The sequence below is a fragment of the Cellulophaga geojensis KL-A genome (assembly GCF_000568425.1).
Lineage (GTDB): Bacteria > Bacteroidota > Bacteroidia > Flavobacteriales > Flavobacteriaceae > Cellulophaga > Cellulophaga lytica.
In genome coordinates this window covers 37738-59237 of record NZ_ARZX01000013.1, presented here as the reverse complement: position 1 = coordinate 59237, position 21500 = coordinate 37738, and the positions used below count along the sequence as shown (strand labels likewise).

Sequence of the window (21500 nt, the reverse complement as noted above, 5' to 3'; positions counted from 1 at the left end):
GCTTGTAATCAAGCTATTAGGGTGCATTTCATCGATATTATTTGCAATATTCTATGTTATTGTGTTAATTTTTTTGCAGATTTTTTTTTTATTAGACACAATACCAGTAATTTAGCAGAGCCATAGCATAAGTAGGTTAAGTTTATGGTAAGATTTGGGACGAAAAGGGTAGAGACTTCTCTGCCCTTTTCTATTTTATAGAATTAAGTAGAAATTTTATATAAAAAAAGCCACTCTAAAATTAGAGTGGCTTTTGTATTTTTAAGTGTAATTTTTTATTTGTTACTAGCGTAAAGTTCAGATACTTTTTCCCAGTTAATTACATTAAAAAATCCACCAATATAGTCAGGTCTTCTGTTTTGGTAATTTAAGTAATAAGCATGTTCCCAAACGTCTAATCCTAAAATAGGAAAACCGCCACAACCAACACCAGGCATTAATGGGTTATCTTGGTTAGGAGAAGAACAAACCTCTACTTTACCACCTTTATGTACACATAACCAAGCCCAACCAGAACCAAATCTAGTTGCTGCTGCAGTAGAAAAAGCTTCTTTAAAAGCATCAAAAGAACCATAAGCATCATTAATAGCTGTTGCTAACTCGCCAGTTGGTTCTCCGCCACCGTTTGGAGACATTACTTCCCAAAAAAGTGAGTGATTGTAAAAACCACCACCGTTGTTACGTACTGCACCATTACTCATATCTAAATTAGTTAAGATATCTTCTATAGATTTCCCAGCTAAATCAGTACCTTCAATAGCACCGTTAAGTTTAGTTGTGTATCCGTTGTGATGTTTAGTATGGTGAATCTCCATAGTTCTTGCATCAATATGTGGTTCTAACGCATCATATGCGTAAGGTAATTTTGGTAATTCAAAAGCCATAATTATATCTATTTTTAAGTTAAAAAAATGTCGTAGCTCAAATTTACAATATTCTAAGGCATTTTCCATAACGTTTCTGTTAAGAACATTGTAATATTATGTAATTTGCAGCTAAAAACTAGTTGGAAACTTCGCCTTACAAAATATACAGTGCATCTGCAGGTTCTGGTAAAACGTATACCTTGGCCAAGGAATACCTTAAAATAATTTTATCTTCTGCAACAGCAAAAAGTTACAGACAAATATTAGCCATTACATTTACCAATAAGGCTGTTAATGAAATGAAACAGCGAATTTTAGATAATTTGTATGCTTTTAGTAAAGTAGATGAAGAGAATAAGCCATCAGACTTATTTTTAGATGTTGCAAAAGAGCTAAATGTTTCTATTGAAGAGTTACAAAAAAGAGCTAAACAAGTACATAAAAGTATACTACACAATTACGCTTTTTTTGATATTTCTACCATAGATAAGTTTACACACAGGCTTATTAGAACCTTTGCTAAGGATTTAAAAATACCTCAGAATTTTGAGGTTGTTTTAGATGTAGAATTGTTGTTGTCTGAAGCTGTAGAAAGATTGCTAGCAAAAGCTGGTACAGATAAGCTTTTAACAAGCACGTTATTAGAATTTACTTTTGAGAAAATTGATGATGACAAAAGCTGGGATATTTCTTTTGATTTAAATAAAGTGGGTAAAATGTTGTTTAATGAAAACAACATAGAACACTTAAAAAGTTTTAAAACTAAAAGCATTACCAATTTTTTAGAACTTAAAAAAACGCTTTCGTCTACCATTAAAAATTTAGAAGATGCAGCTATACAAAAAGCAAAAACTGTAGATGTTTTAATACAAACAGAAAGTATAGATGTTGCAGATTTCCCTAGGCAAACATTGCCAAATCATTTTAAAAAAATAGTAGAAGGTGAGTTTAGTTTACTTAAATTATATAAAAATAAACTAGGTGAAAATTTAGAACAGGGTAAAATATTTAAAGCTACCGTAAAAAATGCACCAGACCACATAGCTCCTATGTTGTTAGAAATTTATAACAGTGTAAAAAATACCATTTACCAAAGGGCAATGTATAAAAATGTGTACGCTAATCTTGTGCCATTAACTGTTTTAAATGAAATACAAAAAGAAATTAATGCTATTTGCAAAGAAAGAGATCAGTTAACTTTAGCATCTTTTAATGCAATAATTTCTAAAGAAATAAAAAACCAGCCAGCACCATTTATTTATGAGAGGCTTGGTGAAAAATACAGACACTATTTTGTAGATGAGTTTCAAGATACCTCAGAGCTTCAGTGGCAAAACTTAATACCATTAATAGGTAATGCTCTAGAAAGTTTAGATGATTATGGTAAAAAAGGATCACTTTTATTGGTTGGTGATGCCAAACAGGCTATTTACAGATGGCGTGGTGGTAAGGCAGAACAATTTATAAAGTTAACTAATAAAGAAGAATTGCCTTATGTTTTAGAACCAAAAACCACAGAACTACCAAGAAACTACAGGAGTTATTCAGAAATTATTAATTTCAACAATAACTTTTTTACCATTACAAGTAACTTGCTAAACAATACTGCTTATGCAGATTTGTATGTGTCTGGAAATAAGCAAGAAATAAACACAAAAACGGGTGGTTTGGTAACGTTGTCTTTTATTCCTAATGAAAAAGAGGAGCAAGATAACGACTTGTACTGTGAGTCGGTTTTAGAAACAATAACAGCGCTAACATCAGAAAAAAAATACAATTATAAAGATATTTGCATTTTAGTACGCTCTAACAACCACAGTTATGTGTTGGCAGATTTTTTAACATCTAAAGAAATTCCTGTAATATCATCAGAATCTCTGTTGCTAAAGAGTAGTGAAAAAGTAAGTTTTTTATTAAACCTTTTAACTTATAGTACGCAGCCTAAAGACAAAGACACAGCTTATGAAATTTTATATTTTTTGGCAGAGAAAGGTGAAGATACGCACCAATTTATACAAAAGCATTTAAACAATTTAGAAGAGTTTTTATTACAGCAATATGGTTTTGCAATAGATAAATTAAAACAATTATCTGTTTTTGATGCTTTTGAAAAGGCTATTCATCAATTTAAACTAGCAGAAACATCAGATGCTTACCTTATTAGTTTAATGGATGAGGTTTTAGATGTAGAACAAAAAGACGGTGTTAGTGCCCAAACCTTTTTAACTTATTGGGACAAGAAAAAAGACAAATTATCATTAAAAGCACCAGACAATATTAATGCTGTGCAAATAATGACCGTGCATAAATCTAAAGGGTTAGAGTTTCCTATTGTAATTTTTCCGTTTGCCAATTCCTTTATATATGGTAAAGATGAAAAAATATGGCTGCCTGTAGATCCAGAGCAGTTTAATGGTTTTTCAGAAGTATTAGTTACCAAAAAGCAAGAAATGGAACAATATGGAGACTTAGCGGCAAAACTATTTTTAGACGAACATAGTAAACAAGAGCTAGATGCCTTTAATGTATTGTATGTGGCATTAACCAGAGCAGTAAAAGCACTATATATAATAAGCAAAAAAGAGCTAAATACTAAAGGAGAACCTAGTGTTAACAAATATTCTGGTTTATTTATTAAATATTTGCAGCAACTGGGCTTGTGGTCAGACACACAATTAACCTATAGCTTTGGTAATTTGCAAATAGCAGAAGAAAGCACTGCTAAAGTAGAAAAGTTAAACCACATAAATTATCAATACTCTACTAAAGATAGGCCTAGTTTTAAAATACTTACCAAATCTGGTATGTTGTGGGAAACTGGCAGAGACGTAGCGTTAGAAAAAGGAAACTTAATACACCTGCTATTAAGTTATGTAAAAACTAAAAAAGATGTAGATAAGGCCATATCAATAGTAATAAGAGACGGACATTTAACTCCTTTAGATGTAGCAGTAACAAAACAAAAAGTACTTACTATAATAGAACACCCAGATTTAGCTAAATATTATAAAGAAGGAAATATTGTTAAGAATGAAAAGGATATAATTACAGCAGAAGGATTACTTTTGCGCCCAGATAGAGTTGTAATTAACACAAATAATGAGTCAACTGTTATAGATTACAAAACAGGTACACCAAATAATAGTTACCATCAACAAGTAAATAGTTATGCTTATGCACTAGAGACTATGAATTATAAAGTAGTATCTAAGATAATAGTATATATAAATGATAATATAACTCCAGAATTTATAATTTAAAATTATGTACGGAAAAATTAAAGAACACTTACAAGAAGAACTAGACGCAATAAAAGAAGCAGGTCTATACAAAACAGAGCGTATTATAACGTCTCCACAAGATGCTGTTATAAAAATATCTACAGGAGAAGAAGTTATAAATTTTTGTGCAAACAACTATTTAGGGTTGTCTTCTCATCCAGATGTTGTGCAAGCAGCAAAAGATGCTATGGATACACACGGTTTTGGAATGTCATCTGTACGTTTTATTTGTGGTACACAAGATATACATAAAGAGTTAGAGCAAAAAGTAGCTAATTTTTATGGTACAGAAGATACCATATTATATGCAGCAGCTTTTGATGCTAATGGAGGTGTTTTTGAACCTTTATTAACTGCAGAAGACGCTATAATATCAGATTCATTAAATCATGCTTCAATTATAGATGGTGTACGTTTATGTAAAGCAAAGCGATATAGATATGCTAATAATGATATGGCAGATTTAGAAAAGCAACTTAAACAAGCTAATGAAGACGGATCTAGATTTAAAATAATAGTTACAGATGGAGTTTTCTCTATGGATGGTTTATTGGCGCCATTAGATAAAATATGTGATTTAGCAGATAAGTATGATGCATTGGTAATGATTGATGAATGCCATTCTGCCGGATTTATAGGAGAAACAGGTCGCGGAACACTAGAAGAAAAAGGAGTTTTAGACCGTATAGATATTATTACAGGTACTTTAGGAAAAGCACTAGGTGGTGCAATGGGGGGCTATACTACGGGTAAAAAAGAAATTATAGAAATTTTAAGACAACGCTCTAGACCATATTTATTTTCTAATTCCTTAGCTCCTGCAATTGTAGGTGCATCTATTAAGGTTTTTGATATGCTAGATAAAGACACCACCTTAAGAGATAAGTTGGCAGAAAATACGGCATATTTTAAAAAAGGAATGAAAGCAGCTGGATTAGATATTATAGACGGAGATTCTGCCATAGTGCCAGTAATGCTGTATGATGCCAAGCTTTCTCAAAAAATGGCTGATATGCTTTTGGATAGAGGTATTTACGTAATAGGATTTTTCTTTCCTGTAGTGCCAAAAGGTAAAGCAAGAATAAGAGTTCAGTTATCTGCAGCGCATAAAAAAGAGCATTTAGACCAAGCAATTGCAGCTTTCACCGAGGTTGGAAAAGAACTTGGAATCATTTAATTAAGTTAATTTTTTTACTAATTGTGTTAAAAAAAAGGGTTGTTTGATTTTGTTAATAAATCCTAACAACTTACATTTGCAGCTTACAAACACTTAAAACTTAAATTTTAAAGCATGAAAAATCTTAGCAAATTAATGCTTGTTGCCTTACTACTAGTAGGGGTAAACAACATACAAGCGCAAGACGAAAATAATCCTTGGCAGATTAGCTTTGGTGTAAACGCAGTTGATATGTGGCCAACTAATGATGAGGATGCCGTTTACCCTACAGGAGAATTGTTTGATGAGTACTTTAACGCTACTGATCACTGGAACATTCTTCCTTCTATCTCTTATATTGGAGTTTCTAGATCTGTAGGTAATGGTTTCTCTGTAGGAGTTAGAGGTTCTTTAAATAGAATTGAAAACTTAGGAGACTGGTCAGCTGATGATCTATCTTACTACGGTTTAGATGGTGCAATTAAATATGCATTCTTAAAAAATACAACAATTGATCCTTTCGTTGAAATCGGTGGTGGTTACACGTGGGTTGATGAAATTGGATCTGGTACTGTAAATGGTGGTATTGGTGTTAACGTATGGTTCTCTGAGAACATAGGTTTAACATTACAAACTGGTTACAAGCACGGATTTGAAGATTACAGCGTTAAACATTTCCAACACTTAGCTGGTCTTGCTATCAAATTTGGTGGTGCTGATACAGATGGTGACGGTGTTTATGACAAAGATGATGCTTGTCCAGAAGTTGCTGGTTTAGAAGCTTTCAACGGTTGTCCTGATGCTGATGGTGATGGTATCGAAGACAGCAAAGATGCTTGTCCTAACGAAGCTGGATCTAAAGAAATGAACGGTTGTCCTGATGCTGACGGTGATGGTATTGCTGATAAAGATGATGCTTGTCCTAATGAAGCAGGTACTGCTGCATTAAACGGTTGTCCTGATGCTGATGGTGACGGTGTTGCTGATAAAGATGACAAATGTCCTTCTGAAGCTGGTCCTGCTGCAAACAACGGATGTCCTTGGGAAGATAAAGATAAAGATGGTGTTTTAGATAAGGATGATAAATGTCCAGAGGTTGCTGGTACTGTTGCTAACAACGGTTGTCCTGAAGTAACTGAAGAAGTTCAGAAAAAATTAAATGATTACGCTAGAACTATCTTATTTGATACAGGTAAATCTTCTATCAAAGCTGAGTCTACTGCTGTTATGGTAGATATCATTACTATCTTAAAAGAGTACCCTAACGCTAAGTTTACTGTTGAAGGTCATACTGATAGTGTAGGTTCTGCTACTTTAAACCAGAAGTTATCTGAGTCTAGAGCTCTTTCTGTAAAAGAATTTTTAGTAGAAAAAGGAATTGGAGAATTTAGATTATCTGCTGTAGGTTACGGTGAAGATAAGCCAATTGCTACTAACAAAACTAGAGCTGGTAGAAAGCAAAACAGAAGAGTTGAAATCAACTTAGTAAAATAATAAGAGTTTAAAACTCTAATTTTATAGAAAAGGCTCCGCAATTGCGGAGCTTTTTTTATTTTTAACCCATGCAAAGCTTTTTAGAAGAAACACTACTTACAATTATTAAAAAAGAAGGTTCATTAGAGAACCTTATTTTTGTTTTACCAAGTAAACGTGCAGGTACGTTTCTTAAAAATGCAATTTCTAAACATACCAGCAGCACAATATTTGCTCCAGAAATACAGAGTATTGAAGATTTTGTAGAAAACATTTCTGGCTTAGCTTATGCGTCTAGTACACAGCAACTTTTTGAGCTTTATAAAGCTTACACAACTACAGTAAAAGGAGAACAAGACACTTTTTATGCGTTTTCTAAATGGGGAACTACGCTACTACAAGATTTTAATGAAATTGATAGGTATTTGGTAGATACCAAAAAAATATTTTCACACTTAAATGCAGTACAAGAAATTAACCACTGGACTGTAGAAAAGGATAAGAGTACCATTATTACCAATTATATGGCTTTTTGGAACTCATTAGAGGAGCTCTATACAGCTTTTAATACATCATTAAAGCAAGATGGTCTGGGCCACCAAGGATTAGTATACAGAGAGGCTTGTGCTAATTTAAATGCTTATATGCAAAGCACCAGTAAACAAAAACATCTTTTTATTGGTTTTAATGCTCTAAATACTGCTGAAGAATTAATTATACAAACCATACTAGAAAATACAAACGCAGAAATTTATTGGGATTTAGACGAGTATTTTTATAGTGACCCTGTACATGATGCTGGCTTTTTTATTCGTCAGTTTAGCAAACAATGGCACTACTTTAAAGACAAGCCCTTACAAGTTACTAATGGCAATTATTTAACACCAAAAAATATAACTATTACAGGTGTTCCTAAAAATGTATCTCAGGCAAAATATATAGGTAGTGTTTTGGATAAATTGTACAATGATAAAAAAAGTATGTTAACCAATACAGCAGTTGTATTAGGAGATGAAACACTTTTAAATCCATTAATTAATGCCATACCAGAAGAAATAAATGGCATTAACATAACAATGGGTTTTCCGTTACATAAATCGCCTTTAGAGAGTTTATTTTCACAGTTGTTTGACCTTTATATACGTAAAGATGAAAAAGGTTGGTACTACCAGCATGTAACAACTGTACTAAACCACCCATATATACAATTATTGTTTGCAACAGAAGACAATACAATAAATGCTGCAGATGCAATATGCAACCAAATTAAGAGTAGAAACTGGATTTATGTAGACGTAGCCAAACTGCAATTAATTAGTAGTACAAGTAATTTAGACTTACTTTTTTATAAGTCAAACTTAACTGTTCCTGTTTTTATTAAAAAATGCTTAGCACTTATTTTAGCTGTAAAAGAAAAAATAAACGCAGAGGGTAACGGATTAGAGTTAGAGAATTTATACAGATTTCATCAATTGTTTAACCAACTAAATAATTTAGTGGTTAAATACCCTTTTTTAAATGATTTGCAGTCGCTCTTTGGTTTATATAAAGAGTTATTATCTAGTGAAACTTTAGACTTTAAAGGAGAGCCTTTAAAAGGTTTGCAAATTATGGGAATGCTAGAAAGTAGAAATCTAGATTTTGAAACCGTATTATTAACATCTGTAAATGAGGGCATTTTGCCTTCAGGTAAATCTAACAATTCTTTTATTCCTTTTGATATTAAAAAGATGTATGGTTTACCTACCTATAAAGAAAAAGATGCCGTTTATACGTATCATTTCTACAGACTTCTTCAACGTGCCAAAAACATACATTTGGTGTACAATACAGAACCAGATGTTTTAGAGGGAGGCGAGGTTAGTAGGCTTATTAGGCAATTGTTAGCTGATAGTAAAATATCAAACTATATTACAGAAACTATTGCTTTTCCTGAAATAAAATCACCCAAAAAGAAAGTTGTTTCTATACAAAAAGATGCTCATTTAATGGAACTAATTAAAGGCATTGCTGCTTATGGTTTTTCTCCAACATCACTATCAAACTATATTAGAAATCCTTTAGATTTTTATAAAAAAAACATTTTAAAAATTAATGAGCTAGAAGAGGTTGAAGAAACAGTTGCTGCTAATACCTTTGGTACAATTGTACATGAAACTTTAGACGAGCTATACCAGCCGTTTGTAAATACTTTTTTAGAAGCTGAACAATTAAAAGCGTTACTGCCAAAAATAAATAGCACAGTACGTAAACATTTTGCTATACATTATAAAAATGTAAGTTTAGAAGAAGGTAAAAATTTAATAGCCTTTAACGTAGTTTTAAAATATGTAGAAAACTTTATTAAATTAGAAATTGAAAGTGCTAAAAAACATAAAATTAAAATTATAGGCTTAGAACTGTCTTTAAAAACAGCTATTAATGTACCTGGAGTAAATTTTCCTGTTCATATAAAAGGTAAATTAGACAGAATTGATGAGATAGATGGTGTTTTGCGTGTTATAGATTATAAAACAGGTAAAGTAGAGCAAAGAAACCTTAATTTAAGCAACTGGGAAGACATTGTAGAAGAGTATGATAAAAGCAAAGCTTTTCAATTATTGTGTTATGCTTATATGTATAATCATTTGGTTCCTGTAGATAAAGTAGAAGCAGGAATTTTTTCTTTTAAAAATATTAAGGCAGGTATATTAAAGTTTTCAGAGAATAAAAATTCTATAATTACACAGGACACTTTACTTAAATTTACAAAAGAATTGCATAAATTAGTAGGTGCAATTTGTGATCCAGACCAGCCATTTGTAGCTAAAGAGATAAAATAAACTAACAGTGCATTTCGTCGGATTTACCTGCATTTTAAAGGGGTTTTAAGACGTTGGTTAAATGTGCAAATTTATCCATCTACAGTAAACTACCATTCGTCTACACTAATTTACTGTTCAACTTTATAGTAAAAATTAATTAGAAATGGGATATTACATTTGCAGATATAAAAATTAGAGCTATGAATATTTTATTTATTGAAGACGACATGATCGAGACAATGAAGCTGAAGAGAACGATCTCTAAACTTCAATTAAAACACAACATTACCGAAGCAAAAAACGGTGAGGAAGCTCTAGATATACTACAATCTGGAAATACATTACCAGATATAATTTTGTTAGATTTAAATATGCCAAGAATGAGTGGCACTGAGTTTTTAAGTGTTTTAAAGGCAGATGAAAAGCTTAAATTTTTACCAACAATAGTATTAACTACATCAGAAAATAGAGCAGATTTATTAGAATGTTATAGAATAGGAATTGCAGGTTATGTAATAAAGCCTCTAAAATATGAGGATTATGAAACCAAATTACAAAGTGTTTTAAACTACTGGGACAACAATGAACTAGTAAAAGGCTAGTAATTTTAACACCTTTCACAACAAAAATTACACCCTAGGTATCCTTTTTCTTACTTTTACAGCTCTAAATGTCTAATTATGAAGGGAGTTGTATTTACAGAGTTTTTAGAAATGGTAGAATCTAAGTTTGGATTAGAAACTGTAGACACCATAATAGAAAACTCTAATTTGCCATCAGAAGGAATTTACACATCTGTTGGAACGTATAATTTTAATGAAATGGTAAGTCTTATTACCAGTTTAAGCTCTGAGGTAAAAACACCAGTAGGAGATTTAATTTATGCTTTTGGTTTATTTTTGTTTGACGGTTTGGCTAAAGCACACCCAGATGTTATTAAAAGCTATAACTCACCGTTAAGCCTCATCTATTCTATTGAAGACCACATACACGTACACGTTAAAAAATTATATCCAGACGCAGAATTACCTACGTTTAAAATTTTAGAAAAGACAGACACATCTATTTCTATGGTATACTCATCTAGCAGAGGATTGTACCAATTAGCGCACGGCTTAATAGAAAAATCTTTTGAGCATTTTAACAGCAGTGCAACTGTAACGTACAAACTTTTAAATGAAAACGGTACCGAAGTAAAATTTGACATTACCCAGAATGGATAGTAACAAAGAAATTTTATTACTTAAAAAGGCGTTAGAAAGACAGAAAAAAGCAAGGCTACAAGCAGAAAAAATTTTAGAAGTAAAATCTAAAGAGCTTTTTGATACTACCTTACACCTTAAACAAGCTAATAATAAATTAGAGAATTTATTAACCGAAACTACCTCTAAATTAGATGGTGGTTTTGTTAATATTATAGACCCATACGTAGTAATGGATCTTAGCTTTAATGTTGTTAATATGAACAGTTCTGCTAGAGAATTTTTAGGGTATGACAACACTAAAGAAACTATTAACCTGCCAAAATTAGTGCACAAAGATTTTATGCAATACACCATAGAATCTTTTAAAACTCTAATGCAAATAGGTACGTTAAAAAACTACAGATCTAAAATTATCACAAAAAATGGCACACATAAATGGGTGCAAATAAATACTAGTGTAATTTATGATAAAGAACAAAAACCAATAGGTGCACAAGGTATTATAAGAGACATTAGTAAAGAAACTGAAATTAAGGAAATGCTAAGCGAGCAAAAAAGACAATTAGACATAATTGTAGAAAACTCTCCGCTTGGTATTGTACTAACAGTTAATGATGAAATAATAAAGAGCAACGCTACATTTGCGGCGCTTTTAGGATACCCAGAAAATGTTGCCAGAAAATTAAAATTATCAGACATATCTGAATCCGAGGATGAAGAAATGACAAAAAAATTAGAGTCTGACTTAAATGCTGGTTTAATAGATAATTTTTCTATTGTAAAAAGATTTTTTAAAAAAAATGGAGCTCAGATTTTAGCAAAAGCTAGTATTAGTGCCGTTAAAAATAACGAAGGCAAAGTAGAGTACCAGGTTTGCGTAATAGAAGACATCACAAAAGAGCGCCAAGCAGAAGAAAAAATAAAAGCAGAAAAAGAAAAGTACAGGGGTATTATTGCTAATATGAATTTAGGTATGGTAGAAGTTACCATGGATAATGAAGTACAGCTTGTTAACCAGAGTTTTTGTAAAATGAGCGGATACTCTAAAGATGAACTTTTAGGGGAAGATGCTGTAAAAATATTGAAGATAGAGAACTCTGAAAGAATAGAGAAAAAGTCTGAAAATAGATTAAAAGGAATCTCTGACTCTTATGAAATAAAAATAAAAAATAAAAAAGGAGAAACAAGACACTGGCTAGTAAGTGGTGCTCCAAATTATAATGAAGAAGGCAAGGTTGTAGGTTCTATAGGTATACATTTAGATATTACAGAGCAAAAAGAATTAGAGTTACAAAAGGAGCAATTATTAAAAGAGCTTAAAATTAGTAATGATGGTTTACAAGAATATGCCCATATAGTTTCTCATGACCTTAAATCTCCATTACGTAGTATTAGTGCTTTAGCTACTTGGACTTATGAAGATTATAAAGACGTTTTAGATGAAGCAGGTGTGCAAAACCTAACGTTAATGCAAGAGAAAGTTGCATTCATGGACAAGCTAATTCACGGAATTTTAGAGTATTCTACAGCTGGTAGCGCACAAATGTCTACCAGTAAAGTAGATTTAAATACTGTAATAACAGACATTACAGAGAGTATTTATATTCCAGATCATGTACAGGTAGTTGTTCCAAAAAAACTACCGCTTTTAAACGCAGATAGTACAAAAATGCATCAACTTTTCCAAAATATTATTGGAAATGCAGTTGTTCATATTGAAGCAGAAAAAGGATTAGTACAAGTACTTTATAAAGAAGAACCACAGCATTGGCAATTTTGTATAGAAGATAATGGTGTTGGTATCCCAGAAAAGTTTCATAAAAAGATATTCGAAATTTTTCAATCAATAGGAGATAATGAGCGCTCTACAGGTATAGGTCTATCAATAGTTAAAAAAATTGTAGACCGTTATGAAGGTAATGTATGGGTAGAGAGTGAGTTAGGTAAAGGGACAAAATTCTTTTTTACTTTAAAAAAAGATCTTAATAATTAATTTTAGTTATGAAAATAGTACAAGCAAAAAAAGAAAAAGGAGCTAATTTTATTTTTATAACAGATAAAATTACTTTAAAAGACCCTTTGGTTTTAGTTTTTGGTAATAGATTTTTATTAGAAGAAGAAAATCTATATCAAGAAATTAAAGAGATGTTTCCTAACGGAAATGTTGTTTTTGGGAGTACTTCAGGAGAAATAATTGGAGATAAAGTATCAGAAAATGCAATTGTTTTAACTGCTATAGAGTTTGAAAAATCTACCTATATAGTAAAAAGTAAAAATGTAAAAGAGTTTGGTTATAACGATTTGGATTTAGGAGCTAAGTTAATTGAAGAGTTTCCTAAAAAAGATCTGAAACACATTTATATAATTTCTGAAGGAAGCACGGTAAATGGTAGTGCTTTAATAGAAGGAATTGAAAAAGAAAAACACATATCTATTGGGTTGTCTGGCGGTTTATGTGGAGATGATGCTAGGTTTGAAAAAACACTAGTGTCTAATAATGCTACACCTAAAGAAGGAGAAATTGTAGCTATAGGTTTTTATGGCAAAACATTAGAAATTACAAGTGCAAATTATGGTGGTTGGACCGGCTTTGGGCCAGAACGTATTATAACAAAGTCTAAAGGTAATGTTTTGTATGAGTTAGATGGGAAACCTGCATTAGACTTGTATAAAAAATACTTGGGAGATAAGGCAAAAGAATTACCAAAGTCAGCATTACTGTACCCACTAAATGTAAAAATTACTGAAGATTCACAACCAATTGTGCGCACCATTATAAATATTGACGAAGATACAAATACGATGACATTAGCCGGTGATGTTCCGCAAGGATCTACTGTACAATTAATGATGTCTACTGTAGATGACATAGCTGAAGGTGCAAGTGTAGCTGCTAAATATGCTATTAAAAACAGAGAAAACCTTCCGCAATTAGCATTACTTGTTAGTTGTGTTGGCCGTAAGTTAGTTATGGATCAAAGAACAGAAGAAGAGGTAGAAGAAGTTTTAGATGTAATTGGCAACCAGTCTAAAATTATGGGGTATTATTCTTACGGAGAAATGGCTCCTTTTGAAGGTAACAATGCGTGTATGTTGCACAACCAAACAATGACATTAACTTTAATAAGCGAGTAATGCATTCACTTTTAAGAAGACAAATACGCAAAAATTTGCCAGAGGAGCTAAAAGGTAATCCAGATTTAGACAAATTTTTTAATGCAATAGAAAAATCTTATGAAGATTACGATGATAAAATTGCAATGATACAACGTGCAACTACTATTAGTGCACAAGAATTAAAAGCAGCAAATATAGAGTTAGCACAAGAGGCGCAAGAACAGAAGAAGACACTGCAAGCCTTAGAGCAAGCAGTTAATAGTCTTAATTTAAATTTAGATAATACAGAAGATATAGTGCACTCTAAACAAAATATAGTTAGTGCGCAAAAACTAGCCAAACATATTAGTAAGCAAGCAGAACATATTGCTTTGGTTACTAAAGAAAAAGATAACTTAGTTAAAGATTTAGAGGAGCAAAATAAATCTTTAAACAACTACGCCCACGTAGTATCTCATGATCTAAAATCTCCTATGCGTAATATTAATACGCTAATGAGTTGGATTGTTGAAGAAGAAAAACACAAGTTTACACAAGATAGTATTAATAATTGCGATTTAATATCTCAAAACTTGGTAAAAATGGACAAGCTAGTTAGTGGTATTTTAAAACACGCTACTATAGGCAATAATGAAGAAGCTAAAAGCAATGTAAATATTTCATTACTTTTAAAAGACATAAAAAGTACTATTTACATACCTAAAAACGTTACAATAAAAGTAGCAGACAATTTACCAACCTTATTTTTAGACAAATATAGGTTAGAGCAACTTTTTATGAACTTATTAACTAATGCTGTAAAAGCAACAGAGCATTTAGAAAATGGTATTGTAAATGTAGATGTTTTAGAAAAGCCTAACTATTGGCAATTTAGTATTAAAGACAATGGCAAGGGAATACCACAAAAATATTTGAATAAAATATTTGAAATGTTTAAAAAGCTAGATAATGATGTAGAATCTAATGGAATAGGGCTAGCATTAGTAGAAAAAATTGTAACTTTCTATGGAGGTAAAATTTGGGTAGATTCTAAGGAAGATGAAGGAACGGTATTTTATTTTACCATTAAAAAAAATTAGTATGGAACAGCCCAACCTAAATTACGTACACAAACTAGCAGATGGTAATACAGAGTTTCTAAATCAATTTATAAGTATTATTAAAAGCGAGTTTCCTGAAGAAAACGAAACATATATTAATGCTGTTAACGCTAAGGATAATAAAGCCTCTGCAGAAATAGTACATAAGCTAAAACACAAATTTAATATTCTAGGGTTAGAAAAAGCATATGGTTTGGCAGTAACGTATGAAGAACAACTGTTAAAGGGAACATATGACTTACATACAGAATTTAAATTAATTTTAGAAAAAATAACAACCTACCTAAAAACCATTTAAACTATGAATTGTATTATAGTAGACGACGAGGCAACAGCTAGGTTAATAGTTGCACAACTTTGCTCTAACGTTGAAGAGTTAGAGGTTATAGATGCCTTTGGAAGCGCAATGGAGGCTATAAAGTTTTTAAATCAGAATACAGTAGATGTTATTTTTTTAGATATACATATGCCTGGTTTTAGTGGTTTTGACTTTGTACAAACATTAAAAAATCCGCCAAAAATTGTTTTAACAACCTCAGATACCAACTTCGCTATTGAGGCTTATGAGTATGAGTCAATTGTAGATTATTTAGTAAAACCAGTTACACAAGATCGTTTTAATAAATCTATACAAAAAGTAAAAGCAGCACTTGCTAAGGCTCCAGAACCAGAAACTGTTTCTGAGGACACTACAAAAAGCAACACAGCATTGGGCCAAGAACTATATATTAATATAGATAGACGTCTTATAAAAATTAACTTTAATGATATACAACTTATTGAAGCTAAAGGAGATTATATAGAGGTTAAAACAACAAAAGAAAACTACAGAGTACGCAATACTCTGAAAAAAATTAAAGACAAGTTACCAGAAAAGTTGTTTTTGCAAATACATAGGTCTTATATAATTAATTTCACAAAAATTATAGATATAGAAGACAATAGTGTACTTATTGAGAAAAATGTAGTGCCTATTAGTAGGTCTAACAGGCCAGAATTAATGAGAAGGTTAAACCTATTATAATTTTTATATCAGTTAAAAAAAGCCCCAAATTGTATTGGGGTTTTTATTTTATTTGATATTTTTTCTTCAGCTTATCTAAAAATAATGGTTTTTTTGTTAAGTAGTATTTTAGTTTAATACCAACTTCTGTAAACTCAAAACCAGCAGCAGTTGCAGAGGCAATGTTACTATATTTGCCATACACATCACCAATAAGTCTTTCAGAAAACTGGTGTGTTAAGCCAGCTTCGGCTCTAAAGAGTGAACTAGCATCTTGCTCCTCTACATATTGTAAGCCTGTAGCTGCACTAGCAAAATAATTTGTTTTTTCGTTTATTTTACCTCTTACATCACCAAAAAGTTCAAAGGCTTTATAGGTTTCTGGACTAAAGTAAATTACTGGTAATTGGTCCTTAAAAGTTATGTATTGGTAGTTTAGTCCAAATTTTAAAGCTGGTTTTCTTAACACATTGTAATACAAAGAGGTAAAAAGTAAATTTCTCTCGTTATCATCTGTCTGTTTAGTATGTATAAGTTGTGTGTACCAACCTAAGTTAAAATTAGTGCTTAAATTGTAAATTAAGCTATAGTGGTTCATTACTATTTCTCTTTCTATAAGTTCTGCATTAAAACTTTGTACTTCTCTTTGGTAGCCTAAATCTAAGTTTAAAAAAGACAAAGGTTTAGTTTGTAACTTGGCTTGTAGTATAGGTTGTGTGTATGACGTGTTAGAAAACCTAGAGTTGTTAAAACCTGCAGAAGCTAATAAATTAGTTTGTGGCATTAACTTATACTCAACATCTGCTTGTACTAAATGTGCTGTTGCTTTATTGTTTGTTGTAGTGTTTTCTGTGGTTCTGTATTGGTATGTTACAGTTGTTTTAAATTTGGTAGATAAAGGTACCATAGCTGCTGTTTTTAAAGAAAGAGCAGTGTTGTCTCCATTATCAAACGTGTAGCTAACTTGTTGTTCTGCAAACGGAGTGTAGTTTTTATTTAATTTTTTTATAAGCCCAGTAGCATCTTTCTGTTTCGGAAAAATTTCTAATGTTTTATATGTTGTAACGTATGCAGGTACAATTTTATCTGAAGCAAATAAAGCATTTGCTTTACCTAAATTACCGTCAAAAGACAAACTATCATTAGCCAATATAGTATTGTAATTACTAATACTGGTTTTAAATTTAGAAGTATACATACCTAAAGTTGCTTTTAAAGACATCACCCAATTACGGTTTGGATATTTTTCTTCTAATACCTCTATTTCTTTTTTTGCAGAAACAAATTTGCGGTTCCAAATTAAAGCCTGTACGTAACGTTCGTTACTTTTTTCAATAAGTTCAAAATCTTCAATTTTTTCTGCCTTTTGTTTGGCATTAATGGCTGTTTCTAAGGCTATTTTGTCTTTTTCTCCAATATGCTCTGCTAGTGCAATTCCAATTAATGCGGTTACAGTATCTTTAGGTGTTTTAGCATATTGGTAATATGTATTTTTAGCTTTGTTTACATCTTTGGTAATTAAATAAATATTGGCCAAATTTAGGAGTGCATCTTTATCGTCCTTAAAATCTTCAAGTATTTCTTTTAATAAACTTTCTCCTTTTTTATAGTTTTGGTTATTAACGTAATAATTAGCGTAACCAAGCTTAATATATTTTTTAGATACTTTGGCACTATTATTATCAGGATCTACCTCTATAGCTTTGTTAACCCACTTTAAAGCCTCTTTATACTCTTTTAAGTTACTTAATGTGTTGGCATAACCTAATATGGCAGCAAAGTTTTTAGGGTTGTTTGCAACTAGGTCTGCGTATAATGGTTTGGCTTCTTTAAATTGATTGGCCCATAAAAAGGACTCGTAATAGTTTATTTGAACCTCAAAATCATTTGGGTGCTTTTCTAATAAACCTTTAAATATGGTATTAGCAATTTTAGGTTCTCCACTTAAGCCTACTGCTCTACCGTAACATATTAATATTGTTTTATTGGTAGGGTAAGCTTGTGCCAATGGTTTAAAAAAAGTTTTAGCCTCTTTAAAATTGCCTTTTTCTAGCATTTTAAAACCAGGAGTTAAATCTTCCTGTGCATAAACTGTTACAGTTGCAATAAGTAATAAATAGAATACAATTTTCTTCATTATAAAAACGGTAGGGTTAGTACTACAGTACTATAACGTACACATTCTGTATTTATTAGGCTTTTATGATTTAATTATGAGTTAGTTAAATTTTTAATTTAAAGATTAAAACTTACCATTCGTCTACAGTAAACGGCCAATCATCTACAGGCGGCAATTTTTCCTTTATTAAAAAAAGATATTTGCTGTAACAAATAATACAAACTTAACCTAAAACACAATTATTATGGCATTACGTATAGATCACATTAACAATTTTATGGAAGTTAAAGGAAACCTTAACTCTCAGAATATGAAAGCACTTAAAAGCCATATAGACTATTACTTAAAAGGTAATGAAAAGCTAATTTTATCTTTAGACAATGTAAATAACATAATGTATTCTAGCGCAAAGCAGTTAGAGCAACTATACATTAAAGTAGCAAAAAACAATAAGGTTTTAGCTATTGTTGGTCAGGAGAATAAACAAATTGCTTCTATTATGGAAATGTCTAACACTTCTTATATCTTTAGCAATGACCGCGTTTAGTTTTGTAAATAAAAAAATAACTCCAGAACAAATATTTATGACAAGTGTACTTGTTGTAAATGGAGGCAACTACCTGTATAACTTAATACTAGGGCGTATGTTAGGGCCTGCTGCCTTTGCAGATGCAGCTTTACTAATAACATTATTGTTGGTGCTTTCTTTTGTAGGAATGACTTTTCAGTTGGTAACCACCAAGTTTAATATTTTGTTTTCTGGTAACCAATGGAAAGCTTTTGAAAACTATATGCACAAATACGCCATTATTTTTGGTGTTGCTATAGGGGCTTTATTATTTTTATTTGCAAACAATTTACAACAGTTATTTAATACAGAATCTGTAACAATGTTTAGAGTCTTTGCTGTAGGTATTCCGCTTTACTTTATAATGTCTATTAAAAGAGGAAAATACCAAGGCAAACAAAATTATACTAACTTATCTGTAACCTACCAATCAGAAATGTGGAGCAGATTGTTAGTAACACTAGCTTTATTGTTATTAGTACCAATGAACTCTGCTTTTTTAGTAGCTGTAGGTATAGTAATATCTTTTGTTTTTGGATTAATGCCAATAAAATTTAAGAAAATATCTTTTGCTGCATCTAATATTTTAACTGTAGAAAATAAAAAGAAAGTTACCACATTTATACTATTAACAGCCGGTTATGAGCTTACGCAAATTATTATAAACAATAGCGATGTACTTTTAGTAAAACATTATTTTAATTCTTTAGATGCCGGGCTTTATGCTTCTTTAGCATTAATAGGTAGAGTAGTTTATTTTGTAGCTTGGATGTTTGTAATGTTATTATTACCAGCAGTAATAGAAAAAAGAAAAGAAGGTAAACGTACAGCACCAATTTTATTTAAGTATGTTGGTTATATAAGTTTACTATCTGTAACTATAGTTGCTGGTTGCTACCTTTTTCCAGAAACAATTATATCATTAATGTTTGGTGATGCTTATTTAGAAATGTCATCTTTATTATGGCAATATGCTTTAGCAACATCGCTTTTTGCTATATCTAACATATTTGCATATTATTTTTTATCTCTAGACTATTATGTTCCGGTAATATTATCTGGTATACTAGGATTATCACAAATAGGATTAATCGTATTTTTTCATAGCAGTTTAGCTATGGTTGTACAACTACAAATTATAGTAATGTTGGCATTACTTTTTGCACAACTACTTTACTTTTCATCAAAACGAAACATATAAACCTACTTTTAATTTGGTTAGCATTCCCCCCAATTAATTGCCTAAAGCTTTTTAAGTTTTAGGCTTTTTTACTTTTATACGTACCTGTAATATTATGTAAGATTTTAACTTCTTTTTTAAACTCATTTTATAACTACTTCTTCATTAAAATTCTGTTTGAGTTTTGTTAAAAAAACGTTAACCGCAGGGTGCTTTCCATTCGTCTACAGTAAATGGTATTTGGTCTCTTAACCCCTATTAAATAAGGCTTTAAGATGGATATTTGTATAACAATTTATCCCAAATAAATTATTAAAACTTAACCTTATGAAATTAGCAATTGTAACAGCGTACCCACCAAGTAAAGTAACTTTAACAGAATACGGATACCACTTGGTAAAACATTTTAGACTACAAAAAGAAGTAACTGAAATAGTCTTAATTACAGACAAAACCAAAGAAGCAAAAGACCTTTCTTTTACAGAAGAAGGCTGTAAAATTACGGTAAAAGAATGCTGGAGTTTTAATAGCTATAAAAACGTTTTTGGTATTATGGGCGCAATTGCAGACACTAAACCAGACGCAGTTTTATTTAACCTTCAGTTTTTAAAATTTGGAGACAAAAAAGTACCTGCTGCGTTAGGTTTAATGTTGCCTTTAATATGTAAATTAAAAGGAATACCAACAATATCTTTACTGCACAATATATTAGAGCAGGTAGATTTAGAAAATGCTGGTATAACTAAAAGTAGTTTTCTTAAAAAAGCATACAATTTTATTGGAGCTTCATTAACTAAAGTAATTTTATCTTCAGATATTTTAGCCGTAACAATAAGCAAATACAAAGGTATTTTAGAAAGCAAATACAAGTCTAGAAACGTTGCTTTAATTCCTCATGGTGCTTTTGAAACTCCGCCAGAACCAACTTATCAATTACCAAAAGGTCCTAAGCAAGTAATGGCTTTTGGAAAGTTTGGAACATACAAAAAAGTAGAAATTTTAATTGATGCTGTAGAAATTATTCGTCAGCGTACAAAACAAGATATAGAAATAGTAATAGCAGGTACAGATAGCCCAAACACACCAGGTTATTTAAATGAAGTGAGCAAAAAGTATAAGCACGTAGACCAACTTAGGTTTACTGGTTATGTTGCAGAAGAGGATGTGCCTGTTATTTTTAATGATAGTGCAGTGGTAGTTTTTCCTTACACATCTACAACAGGTAGCTCTGGAGTTTTACACCAAGCAGGTAGCTACGGAAAAGCAGTTGCGTTACCAGATTTAGGAGATTTAAGCATATTAGTTAAGGAAGAAGGTTATAAAGGTGAATTTTTTGAGCCAGAAAGTGCAGAATCTTTAGCAGATGCAATAGAAAACATTATTACATATGATGATTACCGCGAAGAATTAAGTAAAATAAATTATAAAGCAGCGTGCTCTTTACCAATGTCTGATATTACACAGATGTATGTAGATTATTTTGCAGCAATACAAATGGCTAAAGCCGGAAACATAAGTATTGATACTATTATAGCAGAAAGAGAAAAAGAAAGAGAGATGGAGAAAGAAAGAGAAGCAGTAGAGCTTTTAGTAAAATAAATTATGGTGAGGTTAAGCCACAAAAAGGG

General features: G+C 31.3%; 16 protein-coding genes. 14 read left to right on the top strand and 2 right to left on the bottom strand.

Annotated elements, in window-relative coordinates:
* Positions 1-275: 275 nt before the first annotated feature.
* Positions 276-884: a superoxide dismutase gene (locus KLA_RS10685; protein ID WP_034645819.1), complete on the bottom strand. Its 609-nt coding sequence runs from the start codon at positions 882-884 to the stop codon at positions 276-278.
* Between the two features lie 122 nt (positions 885-1006).
* On the opposite strand from KLA_RS10685, the gene KLA_RS10680 reads away from it, so the two are divergent.
* The 11 genes from KLA_RS10680 (at position 1007) to KLA_RS10630 (ending at position 16026) form a co-directional block, all read left to right on the top strand.
* Positions 1007-4126 carry a UvrD-helicase domain-containing protein gene (locus tag KLA_RS10680; RefSeq protein ID WP_034645762.1) on the top strand — a complete coding sequence of 1040 codons (3120 nt, stop codon included), beginning with the start codon at positions 1007-1009 and terminating at the stop codon, positions 4124-4126.
* Between the two features lie 4 nt (positions 4127-4130).
* Positions 4131-5324, top strand: a complete 1194-nt coding sequence (kbl, locus tag KLA_RS10675; protein ID WP_034645759.1) for a glycine C-acetyltransferase — start codon at positions 4131-4133, stop codon at positions 5322-5324.
* Between the two features lie 114 nt (positions 5325-5438).
* On the top strand, positions 5439-6797 hold the full coding sequence (locus KLA_RS10670) for an OmpA family protein (protein WP_034645757.1): 1359 nt from the start codon (positions 5439-5441) through the stop codon (positions 6795-6797).
* A 68-nt stretch (positions 6798-6865) separates the two neighbouring features.
* Entirely contained in the window at positions 6866-9598 is a 2733-nt protein-coding gene (locus tag KLA_RS10665) for a PD-(D/E)XK nuclease family protein (protein ID WP_034645755.1), read from the top strand.
* Positions 9599-9780: 182 nt separating this feature from the next.
* Complete coding sequence (locus KLA_RS10660; protein WP_013620817.1) at positions 9781-10182, top strand: response regulator; 402 nt, start codon at positions 9781-9783, stop codon at positions 10180-10182.
* Positions 10183-10260: 78 nt separating this feature from the next.
* Positions 10261-10803: a heme NO-binding domain-containing protein gene (locus tag KLA_RS10655; RefSeq protein ID WP_013620816.1), complete on the top strand. Its 543-nt coding sequence runs from the start codon at positions 10261-10263 to the stop codon at positions 10801-10803.
* Positions 10781-12778 (top strand): PAS domain-containing sensor histidine kinase, encoded by a 1998-nt coding sequence (locus KLA_RS10650; protein ID WP_235183544.1) that lies wholly within the window; start codon positions 10781-10783, stop codon positions 12776-12778. Before KLA_RS10655 ends, KLA_RS10650 begins: the two co-directional genes overlap by 23 nt.
* A gap of 8 nt (positions 12779-12786) precedes the next feature.
* Positions 12787-13920 (top strand): FIST signal transduction protein, encoded by a 1134-nt coding sequence (locus tag KLA_RS10645; RefSeq protein WP_034645750.1) that lies wholly within the window; start codon positions 12787-12789, stop codon positions 13918-13920.
* On the top strand, positions 13920-14981 hold the full coding sequence (locus KLA_RS10640) for a sensor histidine kinase (RefSeq protein ID WP_013620813.1): 1062 nt from the start codon (positions 13920-13922) through the stop codon (positions 14979-14981). The genes KLA_RS10645 and KLA_RS10640 overlap by 1 nt, the downstream gene beginning before the upstream one ends.
* 1 nt (position 14982) lies before the next feature.
* Positions 14983-15300, top strand: a complete 318-nt coding sequence (locus tag KLA_RS10635) for a hypothetical protein (RefSeq protein WP_013620812.1) — start codon at positions 14983-14985, stop codon at positions 15298-15300.
* 3 nt (positions 15301-15303) lie between these two features.
* Positions 15304-16026: a LytR/AlgR family response regulator transcription factor gene (locus KLA_RS10630; protein ID WP_013620811.1), complete on the top strand. Its 723-nt coding sequence runs from the start codon at positions 15304-15306 to the stop codon at positions 16024-16026.
* A 43-nt stretch (positions 16027-16069) separates the two neighbouring features.
* On the opposite strand, the gene KLA_RS10625 is transcribed toward KLA_RS10630, so the two are convergent.
* Positions 16070-18142 (bottom strand): tetratricopeptide repeat protein, encoded by a 2073-nt coding sequence (locus KLA_RS10625; RefSeq protein ID WP_034645748.1) that lies wholly within the window; start codon positions 18140-18142, stop codon positions 16070-16072.
* A gap of 226 nt (positions 18143-18368) precedes the next feature.
* Here KLA_RS10625 and KLA_RS10620 point away from each other — a divergent pair, with 226 nt between their 5' ends.
* The 3 genes from KLA_RS10620 (at position 18369) to KLA_RS10610 (ending at position 21471) form a co-directional block, all read left to right on the top strand.
* Positions 18369-18671 (top strand): STAS domain-containing protein, encoded by a 303-nt coding sequence (locus KLA_RS10620; protein ID WP_013620809.1) that lies wholly within the window; start codon positions 18369-18371, stop codon positions 18669-18671.
* Positions 18658-19893 (top strand): oligosaccharide flippase family protein, encoded by a 1236-nt coding sequence (locus tag KLA_RS10615; RefSeq protein WP_013620808.1) that lies wholly within the window; start codon positions 18658-18660, stop codon positions 19891-19893. The genes KLA_RS10620 and KLA_RS10615 overlap by 14 nt, the downstream gene beginning before the upstream one ends.
* Positions 19894-20199: 306 nt before the next feature.
* Positions 20200-21471, top strand: a complete 1272-nt coding sequence (locus KLA_RS10610) for a glycosyltransferase (RefSeq protein ID WP_034645746.1) — start codon at positions 20200-20202, stop codon at positions 21469-21471.
* Positions 21472-21500 lie beyond the last annotated feature (29 nt).